Source organism: Anoxybacillus amylolyticus (genome assembly GCF_001634285.1).
GTDB classification, from domain to species: Bacteria; Bacillota; Bacilli; order Bacillales; family Anoxybacillaceae; genus Anoxybacteroides; species Anoxybacteroides amylolyticum.
This window is the reverse complement of record NZ_CP015440.1, coordinates 39,531-65,295: the sequence shown is the minus strand read 5'-3', so window position 1 is coordinate 65,295 and position 25,765 is coordinate 39,531. Positions and strand designations below refer to the sequence as shown.

Below are 25,765 nucleotides of genomic sequence, written 5' to 3'. Positions count from 1 at the left end.
TAGGAGTCTGGGCCGTGTCTCAGTCCCAGTGTGGCCGATCACCCTCTCAGGTCGGCTACGCATCGTCGCCTTGGTGAGCCGTTACCTCACCAACTAGCTAATGCGCCGCGGGCCCATCCGTAAGTGACAGCTTGCGCCGCCTTTCAACCAAAGACCATGCGGTCTTCGGTGTTATCCGGTATTAGCTCCGGTTTCCCGAAGTTATCCCGGTCTTACGGGCAGGTTGCCCACGTGTTACTCACCCGTCCGCCGCTAACCGAACAGAAGCAAGCTCCTATTCGGTCCGCTCGACTTGCATGTATTAGGCACGCCGCCAGCGTTCGTCCTGAGCCAGGATCAAACTCTCCATAGAAAGTTCTATTCCAAACTCATGTTTTCTCGTTCCTTAAACGAGGACGCTTCGTTTTGTTCAGTTTTCAAAGAACATTTTTGGAGCGGGTGATGGGAATCGAACCCACGACATCAGCTTGGAAGGCTGAGGTTTTACCACTAAACTACACCCGCATAATAATATATACCATTGTTATTTTCTTTTCTGCTACGCATTTTCTATGCCTCTTCCTCTGCCAGTTCATTCAAGGAAGATCGATGCGTCGAGGCAACTCGCCGTAATTTCACAGGTACGTTGTTCGTGGCTGAGGTTTTACCACTAAACTTCACCCGTGTGTTGTGCGATTTTATAGGGGATGGTCGGGAAGACAGGATTCGAACCTGCGACCCCATGGTCCCAAACCATGTGCTCTACCAAGCTGAGCTACTTCCCGAAATGGCGCGCTCGAGAGGATTCGAACCCCTAACCTTCTGATCCGTAGTCAGATGCTCTATCCAATTGAGCTACGAGCGCAAAAACAACAGCGTTTATTATTTTACTACACTCTATTTTTAAATGCAAGTATTTTAATGCGGCCGAGAGGACTTGAACCTCCACGGGGTTGCCCCCACTAGGCCCTCAACCTAGCGCGTCTGCCATTCCGCCACGACCGCGTAATTGATGCGGGTGGAGGGACTTGAACCCCCACGCCGTGAGGCGCCAGATCCTAAGTCTGGTGCGTCTGCCAATTCCGCCACACCCGCAAAAGTGAGCCATGGAGGACTCGAACCTCCGACCCTCTGATTAAAAGTCAGATGCTCTACCTGCTGAGCTAATGGCTCATTGATGGCTGGGGTAGCTGGATTCGAACCAACGCATCACGGAGTCAAAGTCCGTTGCCTTACCGCTTGGCTATACCCCAACAATCTATATATGGCGGTCCCGACGGGACTCGAACCCGCGATCTCCTGCGTGACAGGCAGGCATGTTAACCACTACACTACGGGACCTTATATATTCAGAAGCAATGGAGGATGACGGGATCGAACCGCCGACCCCTTGCTTGTAAGGCAAGTGCTCTCCCAGCTGAGCTAATCCTCCATAGCCGAATAAAATGGGAGACGGTAATTTTCCATCCCCCCACAAATTGGATGACCCGTACGGGATTCGAACCCGTGTTACCGCCGTGAAAGGGCGGTGTCTTAACCACTTGACCAACGGGCCAAAATATATCTCAACGTGGCGGAGAAGGCGGGATTTGAACCCGCGCGCCGCGAAACCACGACCTAACGGTTTAGCAAACCGTCCCCTTCAGCCACTTGGGTACTTCTCCTAATGGCTCCGCAAGTAGGATTCGAACCTACGACCTACCGGTTAACAGCCGGTTGCTCTACCGCTGAGCTATTGCGGAATTTCATCTATTATATCCTGACTGTTTTTAATTATAGTGAGGGATTATTAAATTGTCAACTACTTTTTATTTTTCGCTGCCGTTCAACGACGGCTTTTATAATTTAACACATCTATTTAATCATTGTCAATACGTTTTTAAAAAAATTTCGATTCCATTATTTTTAACGTCCCTTTACATTTTCCGCAAACGTAACGATTTGTATTCACTTTTCTTTTTCTTTGATAAACAAAGCTGCATTGCACACAAATATATGTATATATCGGTTGAACTGATTTTCTTCTGCTCGGCAGTGGCTGGCAATAACGAGGAGCGTTCACTTTCTGTAACAGTTCCCGAAAGTCACGATCTCGATGACGATATCCTTTCCCTTCTAAATGAAGATGGTAATGACACAGTTCGTGTTTAATAATCGAAATAAGTTCTTCTTTACCGAATGTCTCGTAATGTTTCGGGTTAATTTCGATGTTATGCGAGCGTAATAAATATCGCCCACCTGTTGTGCGCAGCCGCGAATTAAATATTGCTTGATGGCGAAATGGCTTTTGGAAAAACTGCCATGATATTGTTTCTACTAGTTGTTGTAATTCATTTTGTTCCATGTTTTTTCCACCTTTTCTGACACAGGACAGCTATTCGATACATACATTATATACTACCTTTTCGAAATGGAGGGTATGTTAATGCCAACTTGGTTAAAAAATCAGATGCGGCGTGCTTATTTCGAAAAAAATCGCTATCAAATTAAATTACTAAATCAATGCTGGTTTTTTTACTATAAAAAGCACTGCTCGTAAAAGCAGTGCTTTTTGTGAAACATTCAATCGTCCCCGCTTTTCGTTATTCTAGGGGGAGCATAGATAGAGAAATTCTTCCTTTTGCAACGTCGACACTTTCGACCCAAACTTTCACCACTTCTCCGACAGACACAACATCGAGCGGGTGGCGAACATATTGTTTGCTCAATTTGGAAATGTGGACAAGACCGTCTTGTTTGACGCCGATATCGATAAAAACGCCAAAATCAACGACGTTACGTACGGTTCCTTCAAGCTCCATCCCTTTTTGCAAATCTTCCATTTTTAAGATATCCTTTCGCAACAACGGTTTCGGTAGTTCGTCCCGTGGGTCGCGTTCGGGACGAATTAACGCATCAACGATATCTTTTAACGTTAATTCCCCTATGCCAAGCTCCTCGGACGTTTCTCGCAACGGCAGTTGTTGCAATGCTTCCCTCAACTCATTGCTTCCAATGTTTTCAGTCGTAAACCCCATTTGCTGTAACAACTTTTTTACTTCCTCGTATCGTTCAGGATGGATCGAGGTTCGATCAAGCGGTTCTTCTCCATCCATAATGCGTAAAAACCCAATACACTGTTCGTACGTTTTTGCTCCAAGCCGTGGAATGGCTTTTAACTCGTTGCGATTTTTAAACTTCCCTTGTTCTTCTCTTCGTTTGACAATGTTTTCTGCTACCGTTTTAGATAGTCCAGATACATATTGTAGCAATGAAACAGAGGCGGTGTTCACATTGACACCGACTTGGTTTACTACTGTTTCCACGATAAACCTTAGCGATTCTTCTAATTTCTTTTGCGAAACGTCGTGTTGATATTGACCGACCCCGACGGATTTTGGGTCAATTTTAACTAGCTCTGCCAACGGATCTTGGACACGACGCGCGATGGAAACAGCACTCCGTTCCTCGACTTGTAAATCCGGAAACTCCTGACGCGCTAAATCCGAAGCCGAATAGACGCTCGCACCTGCTTCGTTGACAATAAGATAAAAAATTTCTTGGTTAAGCTTTCGGAGCGTGTCTGCAACAAATTGCTCTGTTTCTCGCGAGGCGGTTCCATTGCCAATCGCAATCATTTGCACCCCATATTCTTGAAGGAGACGAACTAATTTTTGTTCCGCTTCTTCTCGCTTCGCTTGCGGGGGATGCGGGTAAATGACATCTATTTTCAGCAGTTTCCCTGTTTCATCAACGACCGCCAGCTTGCAACCCGTGCGGTACGCAGGATCGACGCCGAGCACAATTTTTCCTTTTAGTGGCGGCTGCAGTAATAAATTCCGTAAATTTTCAGCGAAAATATGAATGGCTCGCTCTTCTGCTTTTTCGGTTAGCTCATTGCGAATATCCCGTTCAATCGATGGTTCGATTAATCGTTTGTAGCTATCTTCAATGGCATCTGCCACAAAAGGCGCAGCTGGAGATTGCTCATTGCCAATTACGTTCGCTTTTATGTAATCAATAATGTCTCCGACTGGTGCTTGAATCGACACACGCAACACATCTTCTTTTTCACCGCGATTAAGGGCTAAAATTCGGTGAGGGACGATTTTATGCACTGGTTCTTCGTAGTTGTAATACATTTCGTATAGGTTCTTTTCGTCCTTTTCCACGTCTTTCCCGTTTGCAACTACAACGCCTTTTTTCCATGTTTGTGAGCGAACCCATTGTCGAATGGAGGCGTCATCTGAAATGCGCTCTGCAATAATATCTTTTGCGCCTTGCAACGCTTCTTCGTCCGTTTCTACCCCTTTTTCAACATTAATAAATTCTTTCGCTTTTTCTTTTGGGAGTGGAGCCATCGGAAAAGAAAAAAGCCATTCTGCTAACGGCTCTAACCCTTTCTCTTTCGCAACAGTTGCTTTCGTTCGCCGTTTTTGTTTGTACGGACGGTATAAATCTTCGACTTGCTGCAGTTTCGTTGCCTTCTCAATTTCGTTTTTCAATTCCTTGGTGAGTTTTCCTTGTTCTTCAATGAGGCGGATCACTTCTTCTTTTCGCTGTTCAAGTTGTTGTAAATAATGCCATCTTTCGAGCACATCGCGAATTTGCACTTCGTCTAACGCACCAGTGAATTCTTTCCTATACCGCGCGATAAACGGGACAGTATTTCCTTCTTCAAAAAGCGAAATAACAGCGTGCACTTGTTTCTTAGAAAATCCTAGCTCACGGGCGATAAGCTGAATAAGTGCTTCTCTTCTTTCCAATCTCATGAACCTCCAACTACGTAATAATGGTTATTTTACCAAAAAATAAAAATAGCTACAATGATGCAGCTATTTTCTGACATCCATCCTTTATTTTCTCACCGGACAGATCGAAAGCGACCTGCCCTTTGTTGATTAAAAATCGATAAGTCCTAAGCTAATTTGCAGTGCTTCGTCTACTTTATCCATCATTTCATCGTCTAGGTGAGTAATTTTATCCGTTAGCCGCTGTTTGTCAATCGTCCGAATTTGCTCTAAAAGAATGACGGAATCTCGCTCAAACCCGTAGCGTTTTGCGTCAATTTCGACATGCGTCGGCAGCTTCGCTTTTTGGATTTGGGCTGTAATCGCCGCCACAATGACCGTCGGGCTAAACCTGTTTCCGATGTCATTTTGAATGACCAATACCGGACGAACGCCTCCTTGTTCCGAGCCAACGACAGGGGAAAGATCCGCAAAATAAACGTCGCCACGTTTGACAATCAAAGCATTACCCCCCGCTAACTAAACGTTCAACGGTGTGGTCGGCCTCATATTCTGCTAAAAATGCTTCCGATGCAATGGATAAATTGATTTTCGCCATTTCCATGTAACCGCGTCTCATCGCCTCACGAATTTGCCTTTTCTTCCGTTCGCGAATATACATTTTTGTCGCTTGGTAAATGAGTTCATTGCGATTACCGTTCTCTTGTTTGACAAGGCCATCCAATTCGGTTAACAGCGCTTGGGGCAAGCGAACGACGATTTCCGTTGTTGCGCTAGATTCAGACACGAACATACACCTCCACGAAACTGCAGCCAATTAATCGCTCCCATTTTATAATACCATTAAATGAAGGCGCTGCAAAGTTCATTTCCTTCTCTTCTATACGTTATCGTCTGAAAAAAATGTTTATTTATACATTATTGCCATCTAAAACAGCATTTCTCACTTCCATTATACTCTTGTTTCGCAAAAAAATACGAGGCACGCGGTAACTTATCGTACAAGGGATTTCGTAGTTGATAGTGTCTAAATATTGCGCCACTTCATCCATCGTAATTTTTTCATCCGCTTGTTGCCCGATAAGGGTGACTTTTGTTCCTATTGGTACGTATGACGGCAGTCGAATCATCAGTTGATCCATGCAAATTCGCCCGATAATCGGTACCTTTTCCCCGTTTACTAATACATGAAAGTTCTGAAGTTTCCGAATCCACCCGTCCGCATAACCGATCGGAACCGTCCCTACCCATTCTTCTTGTTCTGCTGTATATGTGGCACCGTAGCTTACTTTTTCTCCTGGCAATAGACGTTTTACATGAACCACGCGGCTATGAAGCGAAAACGCTTCCTTTAGGGTAAATGGTAAATACGGTTTGATGGCAAGTGACGGAGATAGTCCGTACATCGCAATCCCAAAGCGAACGATATTGAACACTTTAGTCGGAAATCGCAGACTCGTTGCACTATTGCCGCAGTGAACCCATTTCGGTCGGTACGGCAGCCATTCGAGCATGCGCAGAAAGGTTTCGTATTGAAAAGAAAAATAATCCGTATTGATTTCATCTGCTGTGGCAAAGTGTGTGTACACGCCTTCAAGCAAAAAATGCGGGTAGGCGTCAATCATCGCCACAATACGCTTCGTTTCTTCTTCCTCTTTTACTCCTAACCTTCCCATCCCTGTATCCATTTTCAAATGAAACAACACCGGTAAGCCACTTTGATGGTGTTGCTTTGCTTCCTCTAACCATTCTTGTTGAAAGACAGTGAGCGCAATTCGTTTTTCAGCAGCTAAATCAACGTCCTCTGGCCGAGTTGCCCCTAAGACAAGAATCGGCGCATGCATGCCTTTTTGCCGCAACGCAAGTGCCTCGTCTAAAAAGGCAACTGCCAAATGCGACGCCCCAGCCTCTAAAGCTGTTTTGGCGACTTGCGCATCGCCATGACCATACGCATTCGCTTTTACGACTGCCATAATAGCCGTTTCCTTCGGTAAAAACGATCGCAAAGAAGCAACGTTATGAAAAATCGCATCGAGATCCACTTCTGCCCAAGTATCTCGGTGAAACATGGTGTCAATCCTTCCTTCTCCCCGTAGTTATAAAAAAATTATTATCGTTCAGTGAACAGATGTCAACCAAAAAGAAAACAGGCTCAACGAAAGAGCCTGCACGATCGTTGCTATTTCACTGCTTTTCCTTGCACAGAACGGGCTATCATCACCATTTCTTCCCTTGTCAAATCATTGGAGGCAATCATAAACTCAATCCCTTTGTACGTCCAAGTAAGCGAATGATCGGTCAATGCTCCGACCGCAAATCCTAAATCGACCGGTTCGCCGTTGACTAGTACGGCTGTGTTAGATGCTGGAAGCACACGCGCTGTTTCTTGCACGAGCGTAAACGCTTTTTTCCCGCCAAACGTCATAATCATCCGTTTTCCGTTCTCTGTCGCCACTTCTTTTTCGTCGATTTGTTCAACCCCTTCTGGTAAGCTCACCGGATACATCACTTCTAACGCCTCGTTTTTCGGTTTTGCCATCGTTGGAATTTCGAGGCGAGCACCCGTCATATTTTTCGTCGTGTCAAACGCATCTTTGTCAAATTTTTTATTAAACTCTACTTTGGAAAATTCAACCGTTAATAAGGCGTTCATGTCTGGGTCCATCACTTTCACCGATACTGGCGACAAGTCTTTTTTGCTTAATTTAATTTCTTGGCGTGGAATGATTTTGCTGTTTGGATAGTTTGTTTTTGTTTCGAAGACGTAATAATCTTTGGTCGCTTTAAAGTTTGCTTTTTTGTCGCTTAAAATGTCTTTAATGAGCGATTCATACAAATACGCTTGGCTGCTGTTTTTTGGCCAATCGCTTTGGAAACGGAACGTTTTGTTCAACGCAGGGGTAATGACAAACACTCCCTCGTCATTGCGTAAAATCATTTGGCTTTGATCTTTTTCTGCGTTTTTCAAGCTTACACGGTAATATGCCGGCTCTTTATACCAAATCTCGACGTCATATACTTGCGGCTCTGTTCCCGTCTTCAGCGTCAGCTTCGCCTTCGCTTGATAGCTAGTAAGGTCGTTCATTTTTTCATCGAGTGCTTTGATGACATCCCCTTGTGATTTTGTCCCGCATCCAGCTAATGCGATAAGCAACATGATGCCTAACAATACGCGAAACAAGTTTTTCCTCATGTTTTCAACCCCTTTGCCTCATATGAGCGTTAGGAGACGCGCTCCTTTTTTGCACTATCAATATATGAGACAGCTTGGGTGAATATGCAGACTAGCATGACAAGCGTTCAATAATTACTTGAGCTACAGCATACTCCTGACTATGGGAAATAGATACATGCACTTGGTGTTCGGTAGGCGATACGATAGCCGGTTTCCCATATTCATCATTTATCACTTCGATGTCTTGAAACGACACTTCCTTGCCGATTCCTGTCCCAAGCGCTTTTGCATACGCCTCTTTTGCCGCAAATCTCCCTGCTAAAAATTCGACTTTTCTCCGCCCAGATAATCGAGCTAGAAGAGTTTTCTCTCGTTCTGTTAAAATGCGGGCAATAAATTTTTCTTTTGCGATGAATTTTTCGATTCGCGCTAATTCAATAATATCGATGCCAACTCCGATAATCATATGCTTCTATCCTCCCTTTTTTTGCATATATTTTTGTAACCAAGCCATCTCAAAGGAGCGATACGATGTTTATTCGCACAGAATCACCGCTGACGTTTATTCGCTCATATCCAATCGTTTCTATCATTGTTGCAGTAAATCTTGTCGTGTTTTTATTTACTGTCATTCCTCATCCATTAGCCGATCGTTTTCTCGATACGTTCGTCGGGTTCAATGCGGCAATCGCTAAAGGAGAGTATTGGCGACTTGCGACTTCCCTTTTTTTGCATGCTCAATTCGGACATGTTGTCGCCAATTCCTTTTCTTTGTTGCTTTTTGGACCAGCATTAGAAAAAACGATCGGAAAAAAGCTGTTTCTGGTAACCTATGTTGGAAGCGGGATATTAGCGAATGTCGCCACCTTTTGTTTCGCTCCGATCATATATAGCCATCTCGGGGCTTCAGGGGCAATATTTGGTATACTAGGCGTTTACAGTTACCTCGCGCTTTTCCATCCGCAGTTGGTCCATCGTGAGAATGCGCGAATTGTCTTTGGTGCACTTGTCGCTGGGTTCGCCATGACGTTCACTTTCCCACATATGAATACAATCGCGCACCTGTTCGGTTTTTTCAGCGGAGCGATTTTAGCGCCGTTTGTCGTCGTTCGTCTAAACTAACGCTCCTATCGAAAAATGGAAAAAACGATGCGAAATGCATCGTTTTTATCGTGCTACGCGCCGTTTTTTCGGTTGACGGTTGCGAGTCGCTTCTGTCGGTTGCCCGCTTTTTCGATTGACGCGTTTTTTCTCTTTTTTCGCCGGAAGCGGTGGTTCTTCTGTCAATTTCACCGGCGTCGTGTCCGGCTCTTTCGTTAACATCTTAATACATGCTGCGACTAGAGAAACGGAGTCGTGCTCTTCTAACAACTCTTCCGCTGCCTGCTTATAGAAGGATAAGTTTTCGTTCTCAACAATAGACAATAATTTTTCAATCGCAAGACGTTGTTGTCCTTCCAGCGCCTCATCGAGCGTTGGCGGTTTCATCCGCTCCATTTTCCGCTTCGTCGTCCGTTCAATGTTATGCAGCTGACCAATTTCCCGTGGAGTAACAAACGTCATCGCTACGCCTGTTTTTCCCGCCCGACCTGTCCGGCCGATACGATGAACGTAACTTTCTGGGTCTTGTGGAATATCAAAATTGTACACGTGCGTAACGCCAGAAATATCTAGACCGCGCGCGGCTACGTCCGTCGCGACTAAAATTTCAATCGATCCTTCTTTGAATTTACGGAGTACCGACAAGCGTTTCGCTTGGCTTAAATCGCCATGAATGCCTTCTGCGGCATATCCGCGCAAGTTGAGAGCCTCGGCCAGCTCATCGACGCGCCGTTTCGTCCGCCCGAACACAATCGCTAGTTCTGGTGCTTGGATATCAAGCAAGCGCGTTAAAATATCGAATTTTTTCTTTTCCTGTACTTCTAAGTAGTATTGTTCGATGTTTGGAACGGTCATTTCTTTTGCTTTCACTTTGACTAGATGCGGATTGTTCATAAACCGCTCCGCAATTCGACGAATCGGTTCTGGCATCGTCGCTGAGAAAAGCAGCGTTTGTCTTTCCGTCGGTACATTGCTTAAAATCGCTTCGATGTCTTCGACAAACCCCATATTGAGCATTTCATCTGCTTCATCTAATACAACGGTGTGCACATGCTCTAACCGAAGTGTTTTCCGGTTGATGTGGTCAATAATCCGACCAGGCGTTCCGACAATAATGTGCGGTCGTTTTTTCAGCGCGCGAATTTGTCGTTCAATATCTTGCCCTCCGTAGATTGGAAGGACTCGCACTCGCTTGATAGCACCGATTTTATACAGTTCCTCAGATACTTGGATGGCTAATTCGCGAGTCGGGGCAACAACAAGCCCCTGAACAACGTCTTGTTTTGTGTCAATTTTTTCAACAAGCGGAATGCCAAATGCTGCTGTTTTCCCTGTTCCTGTTTGCGCCTGTCCGATCACGTCTTTATTTTGCAAGCTAAGCGGAATCGTTTCCGCTTGGATTGGGGTTGTTTCTTCAAATCCCATTCGGCTAATCGCCTTCATTACGTCATTACTTAATCCTAATTCATGAAATGTTGTCAATGTTATTCCTACTCCTTTTACTTACTGTTCAAAACCGTTCTGCCCACTATGGAAGAAAGGGCCTTGACATTATGTTTTTTATCATACCATTTCTATGCCTCGTTTGCAATAAATACCATCTGCAAAAATTTTCCTTAAGAAATTTCTCCTGAATCCGTGATGAATTGAAATCGACTTTGATTTCGATGATGTTTTAGTGGGTATATCATCCATCAACCCCTTTTTATGTTTGTTACCCACGTCATCTTTATTCTCAGAAATGAAACAAATCTCTTTTTTGGGGATGTAAACCAAAAAGAAAAAACAAAAAAGGACAGGGAGTCGAGATGGATATAAAGAATCGAACGATTGTTCGTTACCTTCCTTCTCTCCATTTCATGTAAACGTTCAGAAGCGGCTCGCTATAGCCACTCCTTCGCGTCAACTTCATCCATATCTGTCGCGATCGGCGTACGAGTCGACCTGCCATCGTGATCACTGTCTGAATGATCGTCTTGATGCGGCGGCGTCTCACTTTGTGATGTAACGGATGGCGTGGATCGCTTAATATGTCTTGCCCGATCAGACGAAGAAGATTGTAAACCAATGCCCCGATGACCAAAACGAGCGCATTCGTTTTCATCTTCCCAGACGGAAGTCGCTCTAAATCGAGATCGCTCTTGAGTTCGCTATGAAACTGCTCGCATGTCGCATGGTCGTGGTACAACGCGAGTATATCTTGCATATGCATGTGGTCATACCCTTCTAAGCGCACCCAATAGCTTTCGACTTCGTAATCAGGAACGAAAAGCAACTGTCCATTTCGTTCCATCGTCCGTTCGGTCACTTGGGTGACTTGGAAGTACGTATGCGTGTTTCCATCGATCGTCATCGTTTGCGGAAGGCATAGCTCGTATGTTTGCACCCCTTCCGTGGAGTCGTCCGTGCGCTTGCCTTTTTGCGAAGCGATTGGAAACCAAAGGGCTTTCGATTCTCGGCGCAAGTTCCGTTTGATGACAAAATCCACGCCTTCTTCGAGGCACACGCGCACATTCGCTTCTGCATCGTTTCCTGCATCCATGCGAACAAGCAGACGAGATGAGGTGAGCGCACGTGCCCGATGGATGGCAGTGGTTAAAAACGACGGCATTCCATCTTGTACGTGTTGTTTTCCTGGGCGCAGCTCCGCGTGGACGATATATCCTTCTTTTCCTGCATACGCAAACAATGGCGTAAAGCCGTCAAATCCTTTATACGTCCGACTGACTCCTTCCTTTTTCGTGTCGGAGTTGTCAAACGGGGAGCCATCTAAATCCAGGGGAACCCATGTCGTCTTTTGTTTTGTCCAACAAGGGGACAAGGTCGCTTGTCGTCGCCTCAATAGGCGCATCGATTCCTCCCAAAGAATCGTGTCTGTCATCGGAAGACAGGCGAGCTGATCCAGTCGCTGCCGTAAAGTCGGAGAGGAAGGCACGTGTTCGATGCCCAGCGATGTCGCAAATAGATCATCATGACGATACGCTTCGATATGATCGAAATCCGTTTTTCCTGTGGCAAGCAAACCGATCATCGAGCGAATGACATCACCATGAGAGATGTGAACATCTCGGCGCACCTGCGGAAGCCGAAGGACGTTTAACCGTTTGTCGAGTTTCGTTTGATGAAGCAAGTAGCCAACGAGGGCAAGCCCAGCACTTGGGGTGATCGCTTCATCTGTCCATACAAACCGAATCGGAAAATCTTTCATGAAATTCACCTACTTGATGAAGAGTCATAAACGTCGTTTTCCCTTATCGTACCAACGGTTTGCGACCATTGTAAAGATGTTTTGCCACGGATTCAGGTTTCTTTATATGGAAAACTGACATCTATCCATCTATACCATGGGTACATCGTGATAAGAAAAGCGCAAAAGATCGCACAAGCCCCACGGAGGAGGAAACACCTTAGACCGATCGTTCTTGGAGCCAGAAAGGTTTCTACCCAATCGTAAAATTTTATGCTTTCTTAGTCTTAACAAGAAAAAGGGCTGACCCAAAACGCAAAGGGTCAACCCGCTATTACAATGCACGGATGATTTCTTCGAGTTTCATTCCTCGCGATCCTTTGAATAAAACGACATCTTTTTCCGTTACGAGCGCACATAAGTCGTTTGCTAATGCTTGTTTATCGTCGTATGCCCTCACTCGCCCGTGCGGAAAGGCAGGCTGAGCGGTGAGAGCTATTTCACGCGCAAGCTTTCCGTACGTCCATACGTAATCGACGCTTGCTGGTGTAAGTATTTCTCCAATTTGCCGATGGAATTCCACTTCTTGCGCTCCAAGTTCTAGCATATCCCCTAATACAGCGATTTTTTTATCGTAGCCTGTTAATTCAGACAGCAACTGTAATGCTGCTTTCATCGATGTCGGGCTGGCATTGTATGCGTCGTTAATAATGGTTACGCCAGTTTTCCCTTTTTCTAATTCCATGCGCATGCGCGTCGTTTGTAGCGTTGCAAATGCCTTTTGAATTGTTTCCCATTCAATACCGAACACACGAGCAACGGCAATCGCCGCTAAGGCGTTTTGTACGTGATGTTTCCCTAAAATCGGAAGTTGGAAAGATATTTCTCGTGCCGCATTCACTGTAAACGTCGTTCCTTCCGCTGTTAAAGCCATCGAAAGCGGATAGTAGTTGTTTTCTGGTGTCTGCCCAAACGTAATCGTGTGGAAGACAGGGGAAAGCTGCTCTATTTTTGTTCGTAATAGCGGTTCGTCTCCGTAATAAACAAACACACCGTCTTTCTGTAATCCAGAAAGAATTTCGAGTTTCGCTTGCGCAATCCCTTCTCTTGACCCTAGCTCTTGCAAATGTGATTCCCCAATATTCGTAATGACTGCGACATCAGGCTCTGCGATGTGCGATAACCGCTCGATTTCACCAAAACCGCTCATTCCCATCTCGACAACCGCCATTTCCGTGTCTTCCTCTAATCGCAGAAGCGTCAGTGGCAGCCCAATATGGTTGTTGAGGTTTCCTTCTGTCTTTTGCGTTTTGTATGTCGTTGCTAAGAGCGAAAACACCATATCTTTTGTCGTCGTCTTGCCGTTGCTTCCAGTAATGCCAATCACTTTCACCGATAGCTGCTTTCGGTAACGATGGGCTAGCCGTTGCAACGCTTGCAGTGTGTCATCGACCATAATGAGCGGAACATCTACTGGCGGATTTGCTTCTTCTCGAGACCATAGCACCGCACTCGCTCCTTTTGCAAATGCTTCTTCGACAAACGCATGGCCGTTAAACGTTGCTCCCTTTAACGGAATATATAAGTTCCCTCGTTCCATCGTTCTCGTATCGGTAGAAATCCCTGTAATCATCACGTCGTAAAACGATTCATCAAGTCCAAAGCCGTCCACCATATCTTGAATCGTACGTAGTGTCTTTGTTATCATTGTTTCACCCTTCTAAAATGTGTATGTGATCGTTTGTTTTTCTTGATGGCGCTCAAGCGCAAGCTGTACAAGTTTTTCGATAAGTTCTGGATAAGAAACGCCACTATGTTTCCAAAGCAGTGGAAACATGCTGAATGGTGTGAAGCCCGGCATCGTATTCACTTCGTTAATGTAAACAACGCCGTCTTTCGTTAAGAAAAAGTCAGCCCGCACTAATCCAGACAAGTCAAGCGCTTTAAATGCAACAATCGCCATTTGCTGAATCGTTTTATATTCCTCGTCAGTAATATCGGCTGGAATAATAAGCTCTGTATTGCCGTCTTCATATTTTGCTTGATAATCATAAAACTCTTTCTTTGGAACAATTTCCCCTACTACAGAACAGACTGGATCGTCATTTCCGATGACGCCAATTTCGACTTCCCGTCCGACAATTGCTTCTTCCACAATCACTTTTCGGTCATAACGAAATGCGTCCATAAACGCCTGCTTCAACTCTTCGCGTTTTTTGCATTTACTAATCCCAACGCTTGAACCTGCGTTTGCCGGCTTGATAAAACAAGGATAGCCGAGTTCGCTTTCCACTTTGTCATAAGCAGCTTCTTCGTTCTGTTGCCATTCTTTTTTCAAAAAAGAAACGTATTTTGCTTGGCGCAATCCGGCTTGAGCAAATAAATTTTTCATAATGACTTTATCCATCCCAGCCGCCGAAGCTAGCACGCCGTTTCCGACATACGGGATGTTTAACAATTCCAATAACCCTTGCACTGTGCCGTCTTCTCCATTCGGTCCGTGCAATAATGGGAAGATGACATCAATAGTGTCTTCTGTCGGTCCATTCGTTTCTTCCGCTATCGAAGTTTGATTCAAAGCTACTGGCAAAATTGCTCTCTCTTTCGGTGCCAGTTGCAACTGCTTCACATCATGCACGCTACCTGTTAACTTTTCTCCTTTGACCCATTGTCCTTCCGTCGTAATATAAATCGGAATGACGTCAAACTTCGCTTTGTCAATCGCGTTCATGACCGCCATCGCCGTCTGTAGCGATACTTTATGTTCAGGCGATTTTCCGCCATACAACACCCCTATTCTCGTCTTCACTAGAAACCCTCCTCTTCTTTTTCCACCACTTTATTGTACCACGTTTCTCCTGCCACCGTATGATACTTTTATATGATTGATAAAGGTTGTTTCGCAACTTTCACATAGCAAAACACCGCCTAATAGATTCATTAGACGGTGTGTTAATGCGACCATACATGTGTTTTGCTATATTGCCATACAATTTGTTGAAGCGCCTCTTGGGCAGATTGCTCGATTTGGGCAAAATATTCAGCGACTCGGCGAAGAAAACGGCTTCGTTCCATATCATCATGCAGCACATGCCAAATTTTTTGTTCATAATGGCGCAGACCGCTCAAATTATAAATAAGTCCTCGTTCTTCTAAATAACGTAAATTAATTTGTTCCTGCCCTGGTAAATAGCTGATTGTAAATAACGGAAGACGCTTATGCAACGCCTCGCTTACCGTAACGCCACCCGGCTTCGTAATAATTGCATCGGCTTCCTCGTACAAACGGTTCATCTCATCAATGCTTGCTATATACGGAAGCGGGCGAATATGCGGCTGTTTCCAACGCAAAACTTCTTCATACAACGCCCTGTTATGCCCGCATAATACCGAGTAGCGGAATTGGTTTGTTCCGTTCATTTTTCGGAAGAAATCCGAAATATTCCCTAGCCCCTGATTGCCACCTGCGATTAATAAATGCAGGCGTTGCTTACTCCCTCTACCCCCACCTTTTTTGGACATAAACGTTTCATGTACGGGAATACCGGTCACAATCACTTGTTCTTTGGCAATTTTGTATTTTTTGATTAACTCTTCCTTCGCTTCTTGATGTGGGACAAAGTGATAATCAATCCCCTTTTTTCCCCAAACGCCGTTCATAAAAAAGTCGGTGTATACATTAATGACGGGCGTCGTTAGCCATTTTTTCCGTTTTAGCCGCTGTAAAATACGCGATGGAAACGAATGGGTACAAATAATCAGCTGTGGCTTTTCCGCTTCGATGAGCCGTTTCATTTTATGTTCGAAATACGGCAGCCACGGTTCTAGATGCACCCAGTCCATTTTCGGAACATCCCGATACATAAGCATTTTGTAGATATGATGATAAGAGGCTGGATGAGAGCGAATCCAGCGCAAATATACGTCTGACACGAACTTTTCAATGTATTCATTGCAATAACTTAAAAAATCAAGCTTTCGGCAATGAACAAACGGAAATTTCGTTTGCAAAAAATCAATGAGTGCATCGGCTACTTTATGGTGTCCAGAACTCATTTGAAACAATGGCAATACAAGAACTTTCATCATCACGATAGCTCCCTTTAATTTTCAAATTGCTTTTTGCCAACCAGTTGCTTAATCCATACAGCAGCAAGAAACAGAAGAAACAGCGCCGCTCCAATCAGCGGAACCGATGCAATAGGAATGTCTAGATGCTGGCTTAAAAACATTCCGATGGACATAATCGGCACAATCCATAATAACGCACCTATCGAAGCAAGCAGTAAAAACAGGGGAAACGGAAAGCGAATTACTCCTGCCATATACGGGGAAATTTGCCTCACCCCTGGAAGATAAAACCCGAAGAGCACAAACCATTTTCCATATTTGTGAAATAACCCGCTCGCCCGTTCCCACTTGTCTTCCTTAATCCCTACATACTTCCCATATTTTTTTACAAACGGATGGCCAAGAAAGCGCCCCATTCCATAGCCTGCTATCATCCCTATTGTAGCACCCAGCCAACTGACAAGAAAACAATTTGCCCATGCTAGTTGGTGGTGGGAGATTAGCATTCCAAGAAAAAATAATAAGCTCTCTTCCGGCGCTGGTATTCCAACAATCCCCAAAAAAAGAAAAACAAAAATAATTCCATATCCGTACGATTGTATATATGACAAAAGAGTCGAAATATCCATACATCCCCCTAAATTGCTCGAGTTTGTTTCTTAGTTTGTGCAGCTATCATTTCACTAATCGTCATCCATTGGACATTTTTCGCTGCTTCGTCTTCGAAAAGCTGTTGTAGCGCTTGAATCATATGTTCTGGCGCTTTTTCATCCGCGCCAAATGTTTCTCCGCTATCGTGAAGAACGATAATCGCTCCGTCTTTCAGGCTCTTTTTTAATCGCCGTACAAGCGCAGGGACCCCGAGTCTCTCTCTCCAGTCTCCGAGAATGGCTGTCCACATCACTATTACATATTTCTTTTGTACCGTCCACGTACACAAATTCAAGTGTCCCCAAGGCGGGCGATAATAAATAGGGCGCTTTCCAGTAATTTGCTCGATGATATCGGCAGATTTTTGCAACCCTCGTTGTAAAAACGGCGGGAAAATGAACCAGTTGCTAATGTGCCGGTAATTATGCAGGCCGATATCGTGCCCTTCCTCCTGCATCCGCTTAACTAGCTGAGGATGCTGTTTTGCTTTAGTCCCAACAAGAAAAAACGTTGCTTTTATTCCGTGTTTTTTTAGTAGATCGAGCAATTGAGGGGTATAATATGGATTAGGTCCGTCATCGAACGTCAGCGCAACCGCCTTCGTATACTTTCCTCTTTTATAAATGCCTATCCCTGTTTGGCGGATAACAACAGTCGGAACGATTCCATACACGATAACGACACATAAAAAAAGCGCGAGCCAGTTCACTCCATGCACCTCTTCTTTCTATATACTCATCATTTCGACACACTTCTAAGTTATTCCTTGCTATAATACAATACGGAACGAGGAAAGAAAAGATTCAACCAACTTGACGATTCGTACTATACTTGATAAAAAGACAGGTGATCACATTGAAAAAAATTATATTGACCGGCGGCGGTACAGCCGGACATGTCATGGTAAATGTCGCGCTCATTCCGAAGCTAAAAGAGCGAGGGTGGAACGTTTGCTATATTGGTTCCCATCACGGCATCGAACGGGAACTCATTGCCCAGCAAAGCGATGTGCCGTATTTTCCGATTTCGACAGGAAAGTTGCGCCGTTATTTTGATTGGAACAACTTCAAAGACCCATTCAAAGTAATGAAAGGAACGTGGGAAGCGTATAGGCTAATTAGGAAGGAAAAGCCAGACATAGTGTTTTCCAAAGGAGGATTCGTTTCTGTTCCTGTCATTATCGGCGCGTGGCTAAACGGTGTTCCTGTGATTATTCACGAGTCCGATATGACGCCAGGGCTGGCCAATAAACTTGCGATGCCGTTTGCGACCAAAGTGTGCGTCACGTTCCCAGAAACGTTGCAACATGTGAGCAAAGAAAAAGGGATCTACGTCGGCGCCGCCGTTCGTGACGAACTAAAACAAGGAAACGCTGACAAAGGGCGAATGTATTGTCAGTTTACAAACGACAAGCCCGTTCTTCTTGTGATGGGCGGAAGCCTCGGTTCGAAGCGCATTAACGATGCATTACGGGCGAATTTGCAGACACTTCTTGCCGATTTTCAAATCGTCCATATTTGCGGAAAAGGAAACGTCGATGCGCAATTAAATCAAAAAGGATATAAACAATTTGAATACGTTCACGACGAGCTTCCGCATTTGCTAGCGATGGCAGACATCGTCCTATCGCGCGCCGGCTCGAACTCGATTTTTGAATTTTTGACATTAAAAAAGCCGATGTTGCTCATTCCGCTTTCAAAAGGGGCAAGCCGAGGCGACCAAATTTTAAACGCCCGTTCGTTCGAAAAAGCGGGATATGCAAAAGTGCTGATGGAGGAAGACTTAACAAACGACTCACTGCGCGAAGCGATTTACCAGCTATACCGTGACAAAGAGCGCTACATCGAGAACATGAACAACTCCCAAGCCACCGATGCCTTGCATACGCTACTGTCGCTCATTGAAGAAGCAGGAAAAGGTAAACAATAACGAAGCATGGCACCTATAAAACGGGTGCCATGCACATAATAGGGACATTCAAAATTTCCTTTAGTTCTCTGAATTGGTTTTTTCATCATCAATGATAATATTAAACCCTTTATTCGGATCAAACGTTTGATACCATTGAACATCATTAAATATGTGTACCGGAAACATCTCTTTATCTAATATAACTCGTGGTGCTAGTTGAACCCTAACGCTCAACTAGCCCAAGTGTTACAAGTGAATACACCAACAAAATGCCATCTAGTGCTACCTCAAACCCCGCAATCGAATTGGCACGAATTTCTGTGATCCGATACTGGTCGACGAGGACAGAGAACACCGTTTCCACCACTTTGCGTTTTTGTTTGAGCCATCTCTCCCATGATGCCGATGGGCGATGCTTCTGATTTTTGCGAGATGGAGTCCAGAAGGCGATTTGATATTCCTCATATAGCTTTCTTTGCAAATCGTTGCTAATAAATCCCTTGTCACCTAAATTGTAGGGGTGGGGAATTTGTGTCATGACTGTTTCAGCGGCGATTCGATCGTGACAGGACGCTTCCGTCACCACGTATCCCATCGGCAGTCCTTGATCGGTCACTTGAAGATGAAACTTAAATCCATAGTACCACTGCTTTTTCGACGCACAAAACCCGATGTCTGCGATTCCTTGAAATCGTTTGACACGGTACATTCTTGCGGCATGGCACAACTCGATCGGCATACTGTCTACGACCGCATAGGCATGGTGTTGCCCGCGTTTTGCTAGTTCATGGCGAATCCATTTGATCGCGAAGCGCAACGCTCGACAACGGCGATTGTATCGAGACCGTTCGATAAACTGTCCATCGGTGAACAAGTTTCCCACGACAAAGCGATGCCATGCCCGTTCGGAGGAGAAGCCAAGTAACTTTCCTAGAAGATGAATGGCAATCATCACCGCGTCTTCCTGTTTCACCAAATGACGATTGCGGCGCTGCAAATACATTTGAAATCGATGGCAGTTGGGCAGAAACAAAGAAGAAAATGGCTGCATATTGTTTTTGAATTTTCGCTTGGTCTGTAGTAAAATGAAAGTGCTCTTGCATGGGGATTCTCCTTTCGAATGTTGGATGCCACTTTCATTCTACAGGAGATCCGCAGGCAAGGGCTATTTTTTTGCTTACTCGATTTTATCTAGCACCACGGGTTATTATAATAGTTTTATACATCGATTATTTTTACAATTAATAGTATTAGTAAACTGGAGTGATACATAATGAAATGGTCCTGGCCGTTATTTATTGTCATTACGATGCCCTTTCTTCTTTTGATCGCCATTGCCTTCGTTTTAAAAGAATTTCAATCTCCTTTATGGATGAAAATCGCAGACATTGTTCTCGTACTCGCCTACGGGATTGTGTATTCGCGCTTGTTGCGGAAGTTACGGTAGTTTTTGAAAGGGGGTGATTTCAACATGAGTTTGTTGGCTCTTGTAGCGGGGACGCTGGGTGTGTCACAAGCTGTTGCCACGACCGTTGTATCGATTGTGTTGACAGGGTCGACGTTAGTTTCTATCATTCTAGGAATTACTGCTATTTTATCCGGTGGAGTGGATGCGATTTTAGAAATCGGATGGTCGACATTTGTGGCGACAGTGAAAAAAATTGTTACGGAACGGGGCAAGGCCGCAGCAATTGCTTGGTGAGTGGTGAAGCAGGATGGGAATGGCCATCCTGCTTTTTTCCCGTCCATGTTGAACTAGAAGGGTGAAGCAAGTTGAAACTAGTGTGGCTATTTTATCAACAGATGAGAAGGAGCAGCATCGCTCCGCTGCAAAAAAAATTGCTGCTAAGCCCAAAAGGGGCGTTGTTCGTTGCTGAAGGGGGAAAGTGGCTTCTCTCTTGTTGTCTCGTCATCATTGTATGTAGCCGGTCTTCCGTATTCGGCTCTTCTTTTACCATCGGGCTACTCTTGTTACTAGCGACTAGCCCTTTCATCGCCGTCTTGCTCGACTCGGGGGAAAAATTGCAACGTGATTATCATTATGATTACTTGCGGTTGTCAAGCGAACAGGACGACGTGGTCTGGCGGCGTTTGGTCGTCATCCACTATGTTAGTTATATGTTGCGCATGTTGCCAACCGTTTTTCCGCCGTCTGTTGCCTTGATTGTGAAGCTCGGATGGGTTGGAGCCGAACTTGTATGGTTTGGACAAGCAACTTTGTTTTTCCTTTATGTGATGTCTCATGTAATGAGGGGGACAAAGTTTGGGGGGCGACGCGTATTTTCAGGCGTTCTTTCTTGCTTTTTCTCCTTAGCGGTCGGTTATATGGTCATGATCCCGATTGTATCGTTGTTACAATTGTCGCGCCATGCTGTTAAGACATATGGGTTGTCGATTTCGTATCTCGCCTATATGGATGGTCAGTTCGCCAAGTGGCAACAATGGATTCATGAGCGAGTGTTTACTTGGCATGGGATGGTAGGATTGAACGGAGGTGTCTTGGCGGCTAGCGGTCTTGCAATCGCAGCGTTCGCGTTGGGAAGCTTGCGATCCGTCCGTGCTTGTGTGGAAGCCAAGACATACGTGCTGTATAAATGGTATCAGCGTGTGATCCAATCATCATGGCAACCCGCTAGTGAGAATGCGCTTCTGTATAAAGATACTTGTTTGTTAATGCGTAAAGCCAGTCAATTGGACAAACCGCCTTTGTTATTGTTTCTGCCGGGAGAATGGTTTCTTGTCACAGGAGCGAATATCGCTTTGTTCCCTTTCATCCATAATCTTTTCGTTATATGTTTTCTTTGTTTGTTTGAAATGTATATCGTGATGACAGGAACATTGCGCGCCGTTGCCAGTACATTTTCGCAAGTCTTTTTGTTTGAAAGCGATATTGAGCGATTGCTCGTATTTAGGCTTCTTGATCCCCCTCCTCTTGTGCAGTTAATTCAAGCGAAGTGGACATTGTTGCGACGGATAGGAGTATATCCGTGCGCGGCGGCGCTTGGCTTGCTTGCTATTGAATGGGTAGGATGGTTTAGGGGGAATGCGCTGATTGTTGTTTTGCTTAGCATCATCATAATGCCGTTGTATCCGTTAGTTATCAAACGGATTTTGCGCACTGATTATGAGGTGTTTTGTTTTCTTTTATCGAGCGGAGAGAAAGTAGAGTTGGCTTCTCCGCGCGATTATGCTGGCTATATGGTCGTAGCGGCTGGCAATCATCTATTTCATCGGTTATTCACTTATGTGACTATCTTTTCTTCTCTGATCTCAGCCTTTTTCGTCTTGCTAAGAGGCGAACAATGGGGATGGTATAGCACTTTGTTTGTTATAGCTTTATATATCGTTTTGTGGGGAAGCACTCGTTATTCCATCGATAGGAGAAAGGATGGGAAAGGATGATCGGGAGAACCATTCGCAGCCATCTGCCATATTTTTGTGTATCGCTGGCTGTATATGGGATATGTTTTGCTTTCGGTGCCGTCATTGTTTCTGAAAAATTAACGATCCATCCAACTTCCATGGCGTTTTGGCCGACTTTAGCCCACAACTTTATGGTCGGGGCGATTCTTATGTTTGGCGGATGGTTGACATTAGGGGTCGTAAATACAGTTTATCTCGCCTATAATGCAGCAATGTTAGGAGCCATTGTGAAAGGGGTCATGAAAGGGTATGGATTGCACCCTATTATAACGGGCATCCTTCCCCATGGAATTACAGAAATCATGAGCCATTTGCTATTTTGTACGTTAGGATATGAAACATGGCGGTTGCTCCATATTGTGAAAAAAAGAGCACGAGCTGAGGAGACAGAACCGCTTCATATACGTGATGTTGTTTTGTTATTCACGGCAGCTTCCATACTATTGGTAATATCTGCGCTCATTGAGGCGACTGTGTCGCACGCATAGGAGGGAATGTTGTGGACGAACCGCTTTTTTCATTGCAAAATTTAACGTATAGTTATGATGGAAAAACGCTCATTTTTGACCAGTTTTCCTTCGACGTTCTGAAAGGGGAAACGATTTTCCTAACAGGTCCAAATGGCGTTGGGAAAACAACGTTATTACAGATTATCGCTGGCTTGCTTTCTAATGGCCATTTGACCTACCGTGCTTATTATAAAGGAAATCCGGTTCAGCTGGTTGCGATACGCCGCTATATATCGTACGTAACGGCTGAACCCCCTTTATTTTCTAAACTGACAGGCTATGAAAATATCGAATGTTTTCGGCTTTTATGGCGATTAGATCGCACATATTACCAAAAGGTAGAAGCGATTTGCCATACATTAGGGATGGCGGATTGGCTAGCTCTTCCCGTTGATCAATATTCGCTTGGGACGTTGCAAAAGTTGCATATCGCGATTGCTTTAGGACGGCCTGTGGAATTGTATTTAATGGATGAGCCGTTTAACTCGCTTGATGTGACCAGCCGGGACATACTAGCGGAATGGATTCAAACGGACAACCGTGCATCGTATATCATTGCTTCCCATGTCCATCAAGACAAGTTCCCTAGTGCGCGTGTATTGACACTTGCTCGTCCGGTGAGAAAGGAAGGCATCTGGTAAAGCGGGAAGGTTGTTTATTGCAAAATAAAAATGCAGAGATCTGCAGAGAATCTGGCTTAGGCCAACTTTACATGGAGTGGGGGATGTGATAGCCTTTTTAGGCATAGCCAATCCTTGATATTGCTGGCTTCCTGGCTTTTTAATCACACCCCCAGAGGCTCCATGTCAAGTTGTAATTCTCTGCACTTTTCCTTGCAAAACTCTGTATTTTTTCTTTGCAGAAAACACCGGGCGATGGATGAACTGCTGGTCGTGCAATCGGACTTGGAACGACAAGTGTTCCATGCTGTAGCCGACTTATTAAATCTGGAAGTCGATTTGCTTTATTTTGATACGACTTCGTCTTATTTCGAAGTCGATCCGTCCGAAACACCGGAAGAGGAATCCCTTCGAAAGCAGGGATTTTCTAAAGACAAGCGACCCGATCTTGTCCAAATCGTCATTGGGCTGGCCGTCACCCGGGAAGGAGTCCCGATTCGCGCTTGGGTATGGCCAGGCAATACGATGGACATGACGGTCATCAAACAAGTCAAACACGATTTGATCGGCTGGAAGCTCGGTCGTGTCATCAATGTCATGGATCGCGGATTTTCATCTGAAGAAAACTTACGAACCTTACAACAGGCAGGAGGACATTACATTGTCGGTGAAAAAATGCGATCCGGGAAAGCTTCCATCGAAGAGGCGTTGAGTCGTCGCGGGCGCTACCAACAAGTCCAAGAGAACTTGCATATCAAGGAAATCACCGTGGGAGACGGAGAAGCACGCCAGCGCTATGTTCTCGTGTACAATCCCAGCGAAGCCAAGCGCCAACGCAAGGAGCGAGAAAAGCTGCTCGAATCGCTGAAAGAGGAGTTAGAAGGGCTTCGCCAACTCCCAAACGAAGCTCATCATAAGGCTACCTGCCGATTGCGTTCCCATCCTTCCTATGGAAAATACTTGCGCCAGTTGAAGGACGGAACCCTTCGCATCGACAAGCAGACGGTTCGTGATGCCGAAAAGTATGACGGAAAATATCTCATCCGGACATCCGATGACACCTTGTCTGCCGAGGATGTCGCGCTCGGGTATAAGCAGCTGGTGGATATCGAGCAGGCCTTTCGAACATTAAAGTCCACATTGGAATTGCGGCCTATGTATCACCGCTTGGAAGACCGCATTCGGGCGCACGTGCTGCTCAGTTGGCTCGCTCTCTTGCTGGTTCGGATCGTGGAGATTCGAACCCATGAATCGTGGCCGAAAGTAAGGGACGAATGCGAACGTCTCATGCTTGGACATTTTTCTTCAAAAAACGGAGATCTTTATCAACGAACCGAACTGACGACCAAACAAGCGCAACTCTTTGCGGCTCTAGGGCTGGATCCTCCTCCGAAGATTCTAGGCATCCATCCTCGCACCTAGATACACGCCCGAAGTATGCCCAAATGCCTCTCGTCCCTTTTGTATCAAGGGATCAGAGGCATTTTGTTTACCTAGTCGCTGTCGAACTCGGGACAGAGAACACGGTTTCAATGACTTTTCGTTTTTGCTTGATCTATTTCTCCCATGCTTCGGATGAGCGGTGTTTCTTGTTTTTTCGAGGTGGAGTCCAAAACACGATTTGGTACTATTCGTACAACTTTTTTTGCAAATCGCTACTGATGAATCCTTTGTCACCTAAATTATAGGGATGAGGAATTTGGGACATGACACTTTCAGCGGCGATTCGATCGTGACAAGACGCTTCCGCGACTACGTATCCCATAGTTAGACACCTTGGTCTGTCACTTGAAGATGAAACTTAAACCCATAGTACCATTGCTTTTTCGAAGCACAATACCCGATGTCTGCGATCCCTTGGAATCGTTTGACGCGATACCTTCTTGCGGCATGCCTATTCTATCGGCATACTGTCTACTACCGCATAGGCATGGTGTTGACCACGTTTCGCCAGTTCATAACGAATCCATTTGATTGCAAAACGCAACGCTCGACAACGGAGGTTGTATCGGGAACGTTCGAGAAACTGTCCCTTTGTAAACAAGTTTCCGGTGACAAAGCGATGCCATGCACGTTCGGAGGAAAAACCAAATAACTTTCCTAAAATATGAATGGCAATGATGACAGCGTCTTCTTACTTTCACCAAATGTCGATTGTGACGTTGAAGATAGATCTGAATTTGTGAAAGTTGGGCAGAAACAAAGAAGAAAATGGCTGCATATTGTTTCTGAATATTCGCTTGATCTGTAGTAAAATGAAAGTGCTCTTGCATGGGGATTCTCCTTTCGAATGTTTGGTCGCACTTTCATTCTACAGGAGATCCACAAGCAAAGGCTATTTTTATGCTCACTCGATTTTATCTAGCACCACGGGTTGATATTGATTTCTCACAAGAAAGGATTGCCTG

The 25,765-nt window shown here is 45.0% G+C and carries 21 protein-coding genes, 12 tRNA genes, 4 pseudogenes and 1 other annotated feature; of the genes and pseudogenes, 9 read left to right on the top strand and 28 right to left on the bottom strand.

Annotated features, from left to right (window positions below):
- Positions 1 to 352 (bottom strand) — a sequence feature (16S ribosomal RNA rRNA prediction is too short).
- 78 nt (positions 353 to 430) lie between these two features.
- The 13 genes from GFC30_RS16275 to GFC30_RS16215 all read right to left on the bottom strand — a co-directional run bounded on the left by GFC30_RS16275 (position 431) and on the right by GFC30_RS16215 (position 2,323).
- Positions 431 to 504: transfer RNA gene (locus GFC30_RS16275), tRNA-Gly, on the bottom strand.
- Positions 505 to 687: 183 nt separating this feature from the next.
- Positions 688 to 764: transfer RNA gene (locus GFC30_RS16270), tRNA-Pro, on the bottom strand.
- A gap of 3 nt (positions 765 to 767) precedes the next feature.
- A tRNA-Arg gene (locus GFC30_RS16265) sits at positions 768 to 844 on the bottom strand.
- Positions 845 to 901: 57 nt separating this feature from the next.
- Positions 902 to 984, bottom strand: a tRNA-Leu gene (locus GFC30_RS16260).
- A gap of 8 nt (positions 985 to 992) precedes the next feature.
- Positions 993 to 1,074, bottom strand: a tRNA-Leu gene (locus tag GFC30_RS16255).
- 5 nt (positions 1,075 to 1,079) lie between these two features.
- Positions 1,080 to 1,152: transfer RNA gene (locus GFC30_RS16250), tRNA-Lys, on the bottom strand.
- A 5-nt stretch (positions 1,153 to 1,157) separates the two neighbouring features.
- A tRNA-Gln gene (locus GFC30_RS16245) sits at positions 1,158 to 1,232 on the bottom strand.
- Positions 1,233 to 1,244: 12 nt separating this feature from the next.
- Positions 1,245 to 1,320 (bottom strand) — tRNA-Asp (locus GFC30_RS16240).
- 18 nt (positions 1,321 to 1,338) lie between these two features.
- Positions 1,339 to 1,411, bottom strand: a tRNA-Val gene (locus tag GFC30_RS16235).
- A 51-nt stretch (positions 1,412 to 1,462) separates the two neighbouring features.
- Positions 1,463 to 1,534: transfer RNA gene (locus tag GFC30_RS16230), tRNA-Glu, on the bottom strand.
- Positions 1,535 to 1,550: 16 nt separating this feature from the next.
- Positions 1,551 to 1,643 (bottom strand) — tRNA-Ser (locus tag GFC30_RS16225).
- A gap of 3 nt (positions 1,644 to 1,646) precedes the next feature.
- Positions 1,647 to 1,721, bottom strand: a tRNA-Asn gene (locus tag GFC30_RS16220).
- Between the two features lie 137 nt (positions 1,722 to 1,858).
- Positions 1,859 to 2,323, bottom strand: a complete 465-nt coding sequence (locus GFC30_RS16215; RefSeq protein ID WP_066328124.1) for a SprT family protein — start codon at positions 2,321 to 2,323, stop codon at positions 1,859 to 1,861.
- An 81-nt stretch (positions 2,324 to 2,404) separates the two neighbouring features.
- Between GFC30_RS16215 and cmpA the strand changes: the two genes are divergently transcribed.
- On the top strand, positions 2,405 to 2,518 hold the full coding sequence (gene cmpA, locus GFC30_RS17005) for a cortex morphogenetic protein CmpA (RefSeq protein WP_148660447.1): 114 nt from the start codon (positions 2,405 to 2,407) through the stop codon (positions 2,516 to 2,518).
- A gap of 43 nt (positions 2,519 to 2,561) precedes the next feature.
- Here cmpA and GFC30_RS16210 read toward each other — a convergent pair whose 3' ends face one another.
- From GFC30_RS16210 to acpS, 6 genes are all read right to left on the bottom strand, one after another.
- Positions 2,562 to 4,724, bottom strand: a complete 2,163-nt coding sequence (locus GFC30_RS16210; RefSeq protein ID WP_148660446.1) for a Tex family protein — start codon at positions 4,722 to 4,724, stop codon at positions 2,562 to 2,564.
- Positions 4,725 to 4,859: 135 nt separating this feature from the next.
- Positions 4,860 to 5,210: a type II toxin-antitoxin system endoribonuclease NdoA gene (ndoA, locus tag GFC30_RS16205; protein ID WP_003253417.1), complete on the bottom strand. Its 351-nt coding sequence runs from the start codon at positions 5,208 to 5,210 to the stop codon at positions 4,860 to 4,862.
- Between the two features lie 4 nt (positions 5,211 to 5,214).
- Positions 5,215 to 5,496, bottom strand: coding sequence for a CopG family ribbon-helix-helix protein (locus tag GFC30_RS16200; protein ID WP_027410260.1), 282 nt, complete (start codon positions 5,494 to 5,496; stop codon positions 5,215 to 5,217).
- Positions 5,497 to 5,620: 124 nt separating this feature from the next.
- The gene (alr, locus tag GFC30_RS16195) at positions 5,621 to 6,778 is read right to left on the bottom strand and encodes an alanine racemase (RefSeq protein ID WP_409978530.1); all 1,158 of its coding nucleotides are present in this window, start codon (positions 6,776 to 6,778) and stop codon (positions 5,621 to 5,623) included.
- A 110-nt stretch (positions 6,779 to 6,888) separates the two neighbouring features.
- On the bottom strand, positions 6,889 to 7,902 hold the full coding sequence (locus tag GFC30_RS16190; RefSeq protein ID WP_066328120.1) for a LolA family protein: 1,014 nt from the start codon (positions 7,900 to 7,902) through the stop codon (positions 6,889 to 6,891).
- Positions 7,903 to 7,993: 91 nt separating this feature from the next.
- Positions 7,994 to 8,350 (bottom strand): holo-ACP synthase, encoded by a 357-nt coding sequence (gene acpS, locus GFC30_RS16185; protein WP_066328118.1) that lies wholly within the window; start codon positions 8,348 to 8,350, stop codon positions 7,994 to 7,996.
- A 65-nt stretch (positions 8,351 to 8,415) separates the two neighbouring features.
- Between acpS and GFC30_RS16180 the strand changes: the two genes are divergently transcribed.
- Entirely contained in the window at positions 8,416 to 9,006 is a 591-nt protein-coding gene (locus tag GFC30_RS16180; protein ID WP_066328116.1) for a rhomboid family intramembrane serine protease, read from the top strand.
- Positions 9,007 to 9,105: 99 nt separating this feature from the next.
- Here the strand turns inward: GFC30_RS16180 and GFC30_RS16175 are convergent.
- From GFC30_RS16175 to GFC30_RS16145, 7 genes and pseudogenes are all read right to left on the bottom strand, one after another.
- Positions 9,106 to 10,428: pseudogene (locus GFC30_RS16175) on the bottom strand (DEAD/DEAH box helicase); the annotation flags it as partial.
- A gap of 394 nt (positions 10,429 to 10,822) precedes the next feature.
- Complete coding sequence (locus tag GFC30_RS16170) at positions 10,823 to 12,193, bottom strand: IS1380 family transposase (protein WP_066323190.1); 1,371 nt, start codon at positions 12,191 to 12,193, stop codon at positions 10,823 to 10,825.
- Between the two features lie 313 nt (positions 12,194 to 12,506).
- Positions 12,507 to 13,880, bottom strand: a complete 1,374-nt coding sequence (locus GFC30_RS16165; RefSeq protein WP_066328114.1) for a UDP-N-acetylmuramoyl-tripeptide--D-alanyl-D-alanine ligase — start codon at positions 13,878 to 13,880, stop codon at positions 12,507 to 12,509.
- A gap of 12 nt (positions 13,881 to 13,892) precedes the next feature.
- The gene (locus tag GFC30_RS16160) at positions 13,893 to 14,981 is read right to left on the bottom strand and encodes a D-alanine--D-alanine ligase (protein WP_066328112.1); all 1,089 of its coding nucleotides are present in this window, start codon (positions 14,979 to 14,981) and stop codon (positions 13,893 to 13,895) included.
- Between the two features lie 143 nt (positions 14,982 to 15,124).
- Positions 15,125 to 16,261 (bottom strand): MGDG synthase family glycosyltransferase, encoded by a 1,137-nt coding sequence (locus tag GFC30_RS16155; protein ID WP_066328110.1) that lies wholly within the window; start codon positions 16,259 to 16,261, stop codon positions 15,125 to 15,127.
- Positions 16,262 to 16,275: 14 nt separating this feature from the next.
- Positions 16,276 to 16,872, bottom strand: a complete 597-nt coding sequence (locus GFC30_RS16150; RefSeq protein ID WP_066328108.1) for a DedA family protein — start codon at positions 16,870 to 16,872, stop codon at positions 16,276 to 16,278.
- A gap of 8 nt (positions 16,873 to 16,880) precedes the next feature.
- Positions 16,881 to 17,603, bottom strand: a complete 723-nt coding sequence (locus tag GFC30_RS16145; RefSeq protein WP_066328105.1) for a polysaccharide deacetylase family protein — start codon at positions 17,601 to 17,603, stop codon at positions 16,881 to 16,883.
- A 140-nt stretch (positions 17,604 to 17,743) separates the two neighbouring features.
- On the opposite strand from GFC30_RS16145, the gene GFC30_RS16140 reads away from it, so the two are divergent.
- Entirely contained in the window at positions 17,744 to 18,823 is a 1,080-nt protein-coding gene (locus tag GFC30_RS16140; protein ID WP_148660450.1) for an undecaprenyldiphospho-muramoylpentapeptide beta-N-acetylglucosaminyltransferase, read from the top strand.
- A 205-nt stretch (positions 18,824 to 19,028) separates the two neighbouring features.
- On the opposite strand, the pseudogene GFC30_RS16135 reads toward GFC30_RS16140, so the two are convergent.
- A pseudogene (locus GFC30_RS16135) lies at positions 19,029 to 19,908 on the bottom strand (IS982 family transposase).
- A 170-nt stretch (positions 19,909 to 20,078) separates the two neighbouring features.
- On the opposite strand from GFC30_RS16135, the gene GFC30_RS17120 reads away from it, so the two are divergent.
- The 6 genes and pseudogenes from GFC30_RS17120 to GFC30_RS16110 form a co-directional block, all read left to right on the top strand.
- Positions 20,079 to 20,252 carry a hypothetical protein gene (locus GFC30_RS17120; protein WP_158512145.1) on the top strand — a complete coding sequence of 58 codons (174 nt, stop codon included), beginning with the start codon at positions 20,079 to 20,081 and terminating at the stop codon, positions 20,250 to 20,252.
- Positions 20,253 to 20,276: 24 nt separating this feature from the next.
- Positions 20,277 to 20,507, top strand: coding sequence for an uberolysin/carnocyclin family circular bacteriocin (locus GFC30_RS16130; protein ID WP_044730624.1), 231 nt, complete (start codon positions 20,277 to 20,279; stop codon positions 20,505 to 20,507).
- An 80-nt stretch (positions 20,508 to 20,587) separates the two neighbouring features.
- Positions 20,588 to 22,207, top strand: a complete 1,620-nt coding sequence (locus GFC30_RS16125; protein WP_238583594.1) for a hypothetical protein — start codon at positions 20,588 to 20,590, stop codon at positions 22,205 to 22,207.
- Positions 22,204 to 22,716: a stage II sporulation protein M gene (locus tag GFC30_RS16120; protein ID WP_044730625.1), complete on the top strand. Its 513-nt coding sequence runs from the start codon at positions 22,204 to 22,206 to the stop codon at positions 22,714 to 22,716. The genes GFC30_RS16125 and GFC30_RS16120 overlap by 4 nt, the downstream gene beginning before the upstream one ends.
- Before the next feature lie 11 nt (positions 22,717 to 22,727).
- Positions 22,728 to 23,378 (top strand): ABC transporter ATP-binding protein, encoded by a 651-nt coding sequence (locus tag GFC30_RS16115; protein WP_044730626.1) that lies wholly within the window; start codon positions 22,728 to 22,730, stop codon positions 23,376 to 23,378.
- 225 nt (positions 23,379 to 23,603) lie between these two features.
- Positions 23,604 to 24,779 (top strand): annotated as a pseudogene (locus GFC30_RS16110) (IS1634 family transposase); the annotation flags it as partial.
- A gap of 136 nt (positions 24,780 to 24,915) precedes the next feature.
- On the opposite strand, the pseudogene GFC30_RS16105 reads toward GFC30_RS16110, so the two are convergent.
- A pseudogene (locus GFC30_RS16105) lies at positions 24,916 to 25,630 on the bottom strand (IS982 family transposase); the annotation flags it as partial.
- Between the last annotated feature and the right edge of the window lie 135 nt (positions 25,631 to 25,765).

What these genes read in the sequence shown, in the direction of transcription:
- GFC30_RS16215 (WP_066328124.1), bottom strand. Translation starts at nt 2,323, where the DNA reads ATGGAACAAAATGAATTACAACAACTAGTAGAAACAATATCATGGCAG.
- cmpA (WP_148660447.1), top strand. Translation starts at nt 2,405, where the DNA reads ATGCCAACTTGGTTAAAAAATCAGATGCGGCGTGCTTATTTCGAAAAA.
- alr (WP_409978530.1), bottom strand. Translation starts at nt 6,778, where the DNA reads ATGTTTCACCGAGATACTTGGGCAGAAGTGGATCTCGATGCGATTTTT.
- GFC30_RS16190 (WP_066328120.1), bottom strand. Translation starts at nt 7,902, where the DNA reads ATGAGGAAAAACTTGTTTCGCGTATTGTTAGGCATCATGTTGCTTATC.
- acpS (WP_066328118.1), bottom strand. Translation starts at nt 8,350, where the DNA reads ATGATTATCGGAGTTGGCATCGATATTATTGAATTAGCGCGAATCGAA.
- GFC30_RS16180 (WP_066328116.1), top strand. Translation starts at nt 8,416, where the DNA reads ATGTTTATTCGCACAGAATCACCGCTGACGTTTATTCGCTCATATCCA.
- GFC30_RS16170 (WP_066323190.1), bottom strand. Translation starts at nt 12,193, where the DNA reads ATGAAAGATTTTCCGATTCGGTTTGTATGGACAGATGAAGCGATCACC.
- GFC30_RS16165 (WP_066328114.1), bottom strand. Translation starts at nt 13,880, where the DNA reads ATGATAACAAAGACACTACGTACGATTCAAGATATGGTGGACGGCTTT.
- GFC30_RS16155 (WP_066328110.1), bottom strand. Translation starts at nt 16,261, where the DNA reads ATGATGAAAGTTCTTGTATTGCCATTGTTTCAAATGAGTTCTGGACAC.
- GFC30_RS16150 (WP_066328108.1), bottom strand. Translation starts at nt 16,872, where the DNA reads ATGGATATTTCGACTCTTTTGTCATATATACAATCGTACGGATATGGA.
- GFC30_RS17120 (WP_158512145.1), top strand. Translation starts at nt 20,079, where the DNA reads ATGAAATGGTCCTGGCCGTTATTTATTGTCATTACGATGCCCTTTCTT.
- GFC30_RS16130 (WP_044730624.1), top strand. Translation starts at nt 20,277, where the DNA reads ATGAGTTTGTTGGCTCTTGTAGCGGGGACGCTGGGTGTGTCACAAGCT.
- GFC30_RS16120 (WP_044730625.1), top strand. Translation starts at nt 22,204, where the DNA reads ATGATCGGGAGAACCATTCGCAGCCATCTGCCATATTTTTGTGTATCG.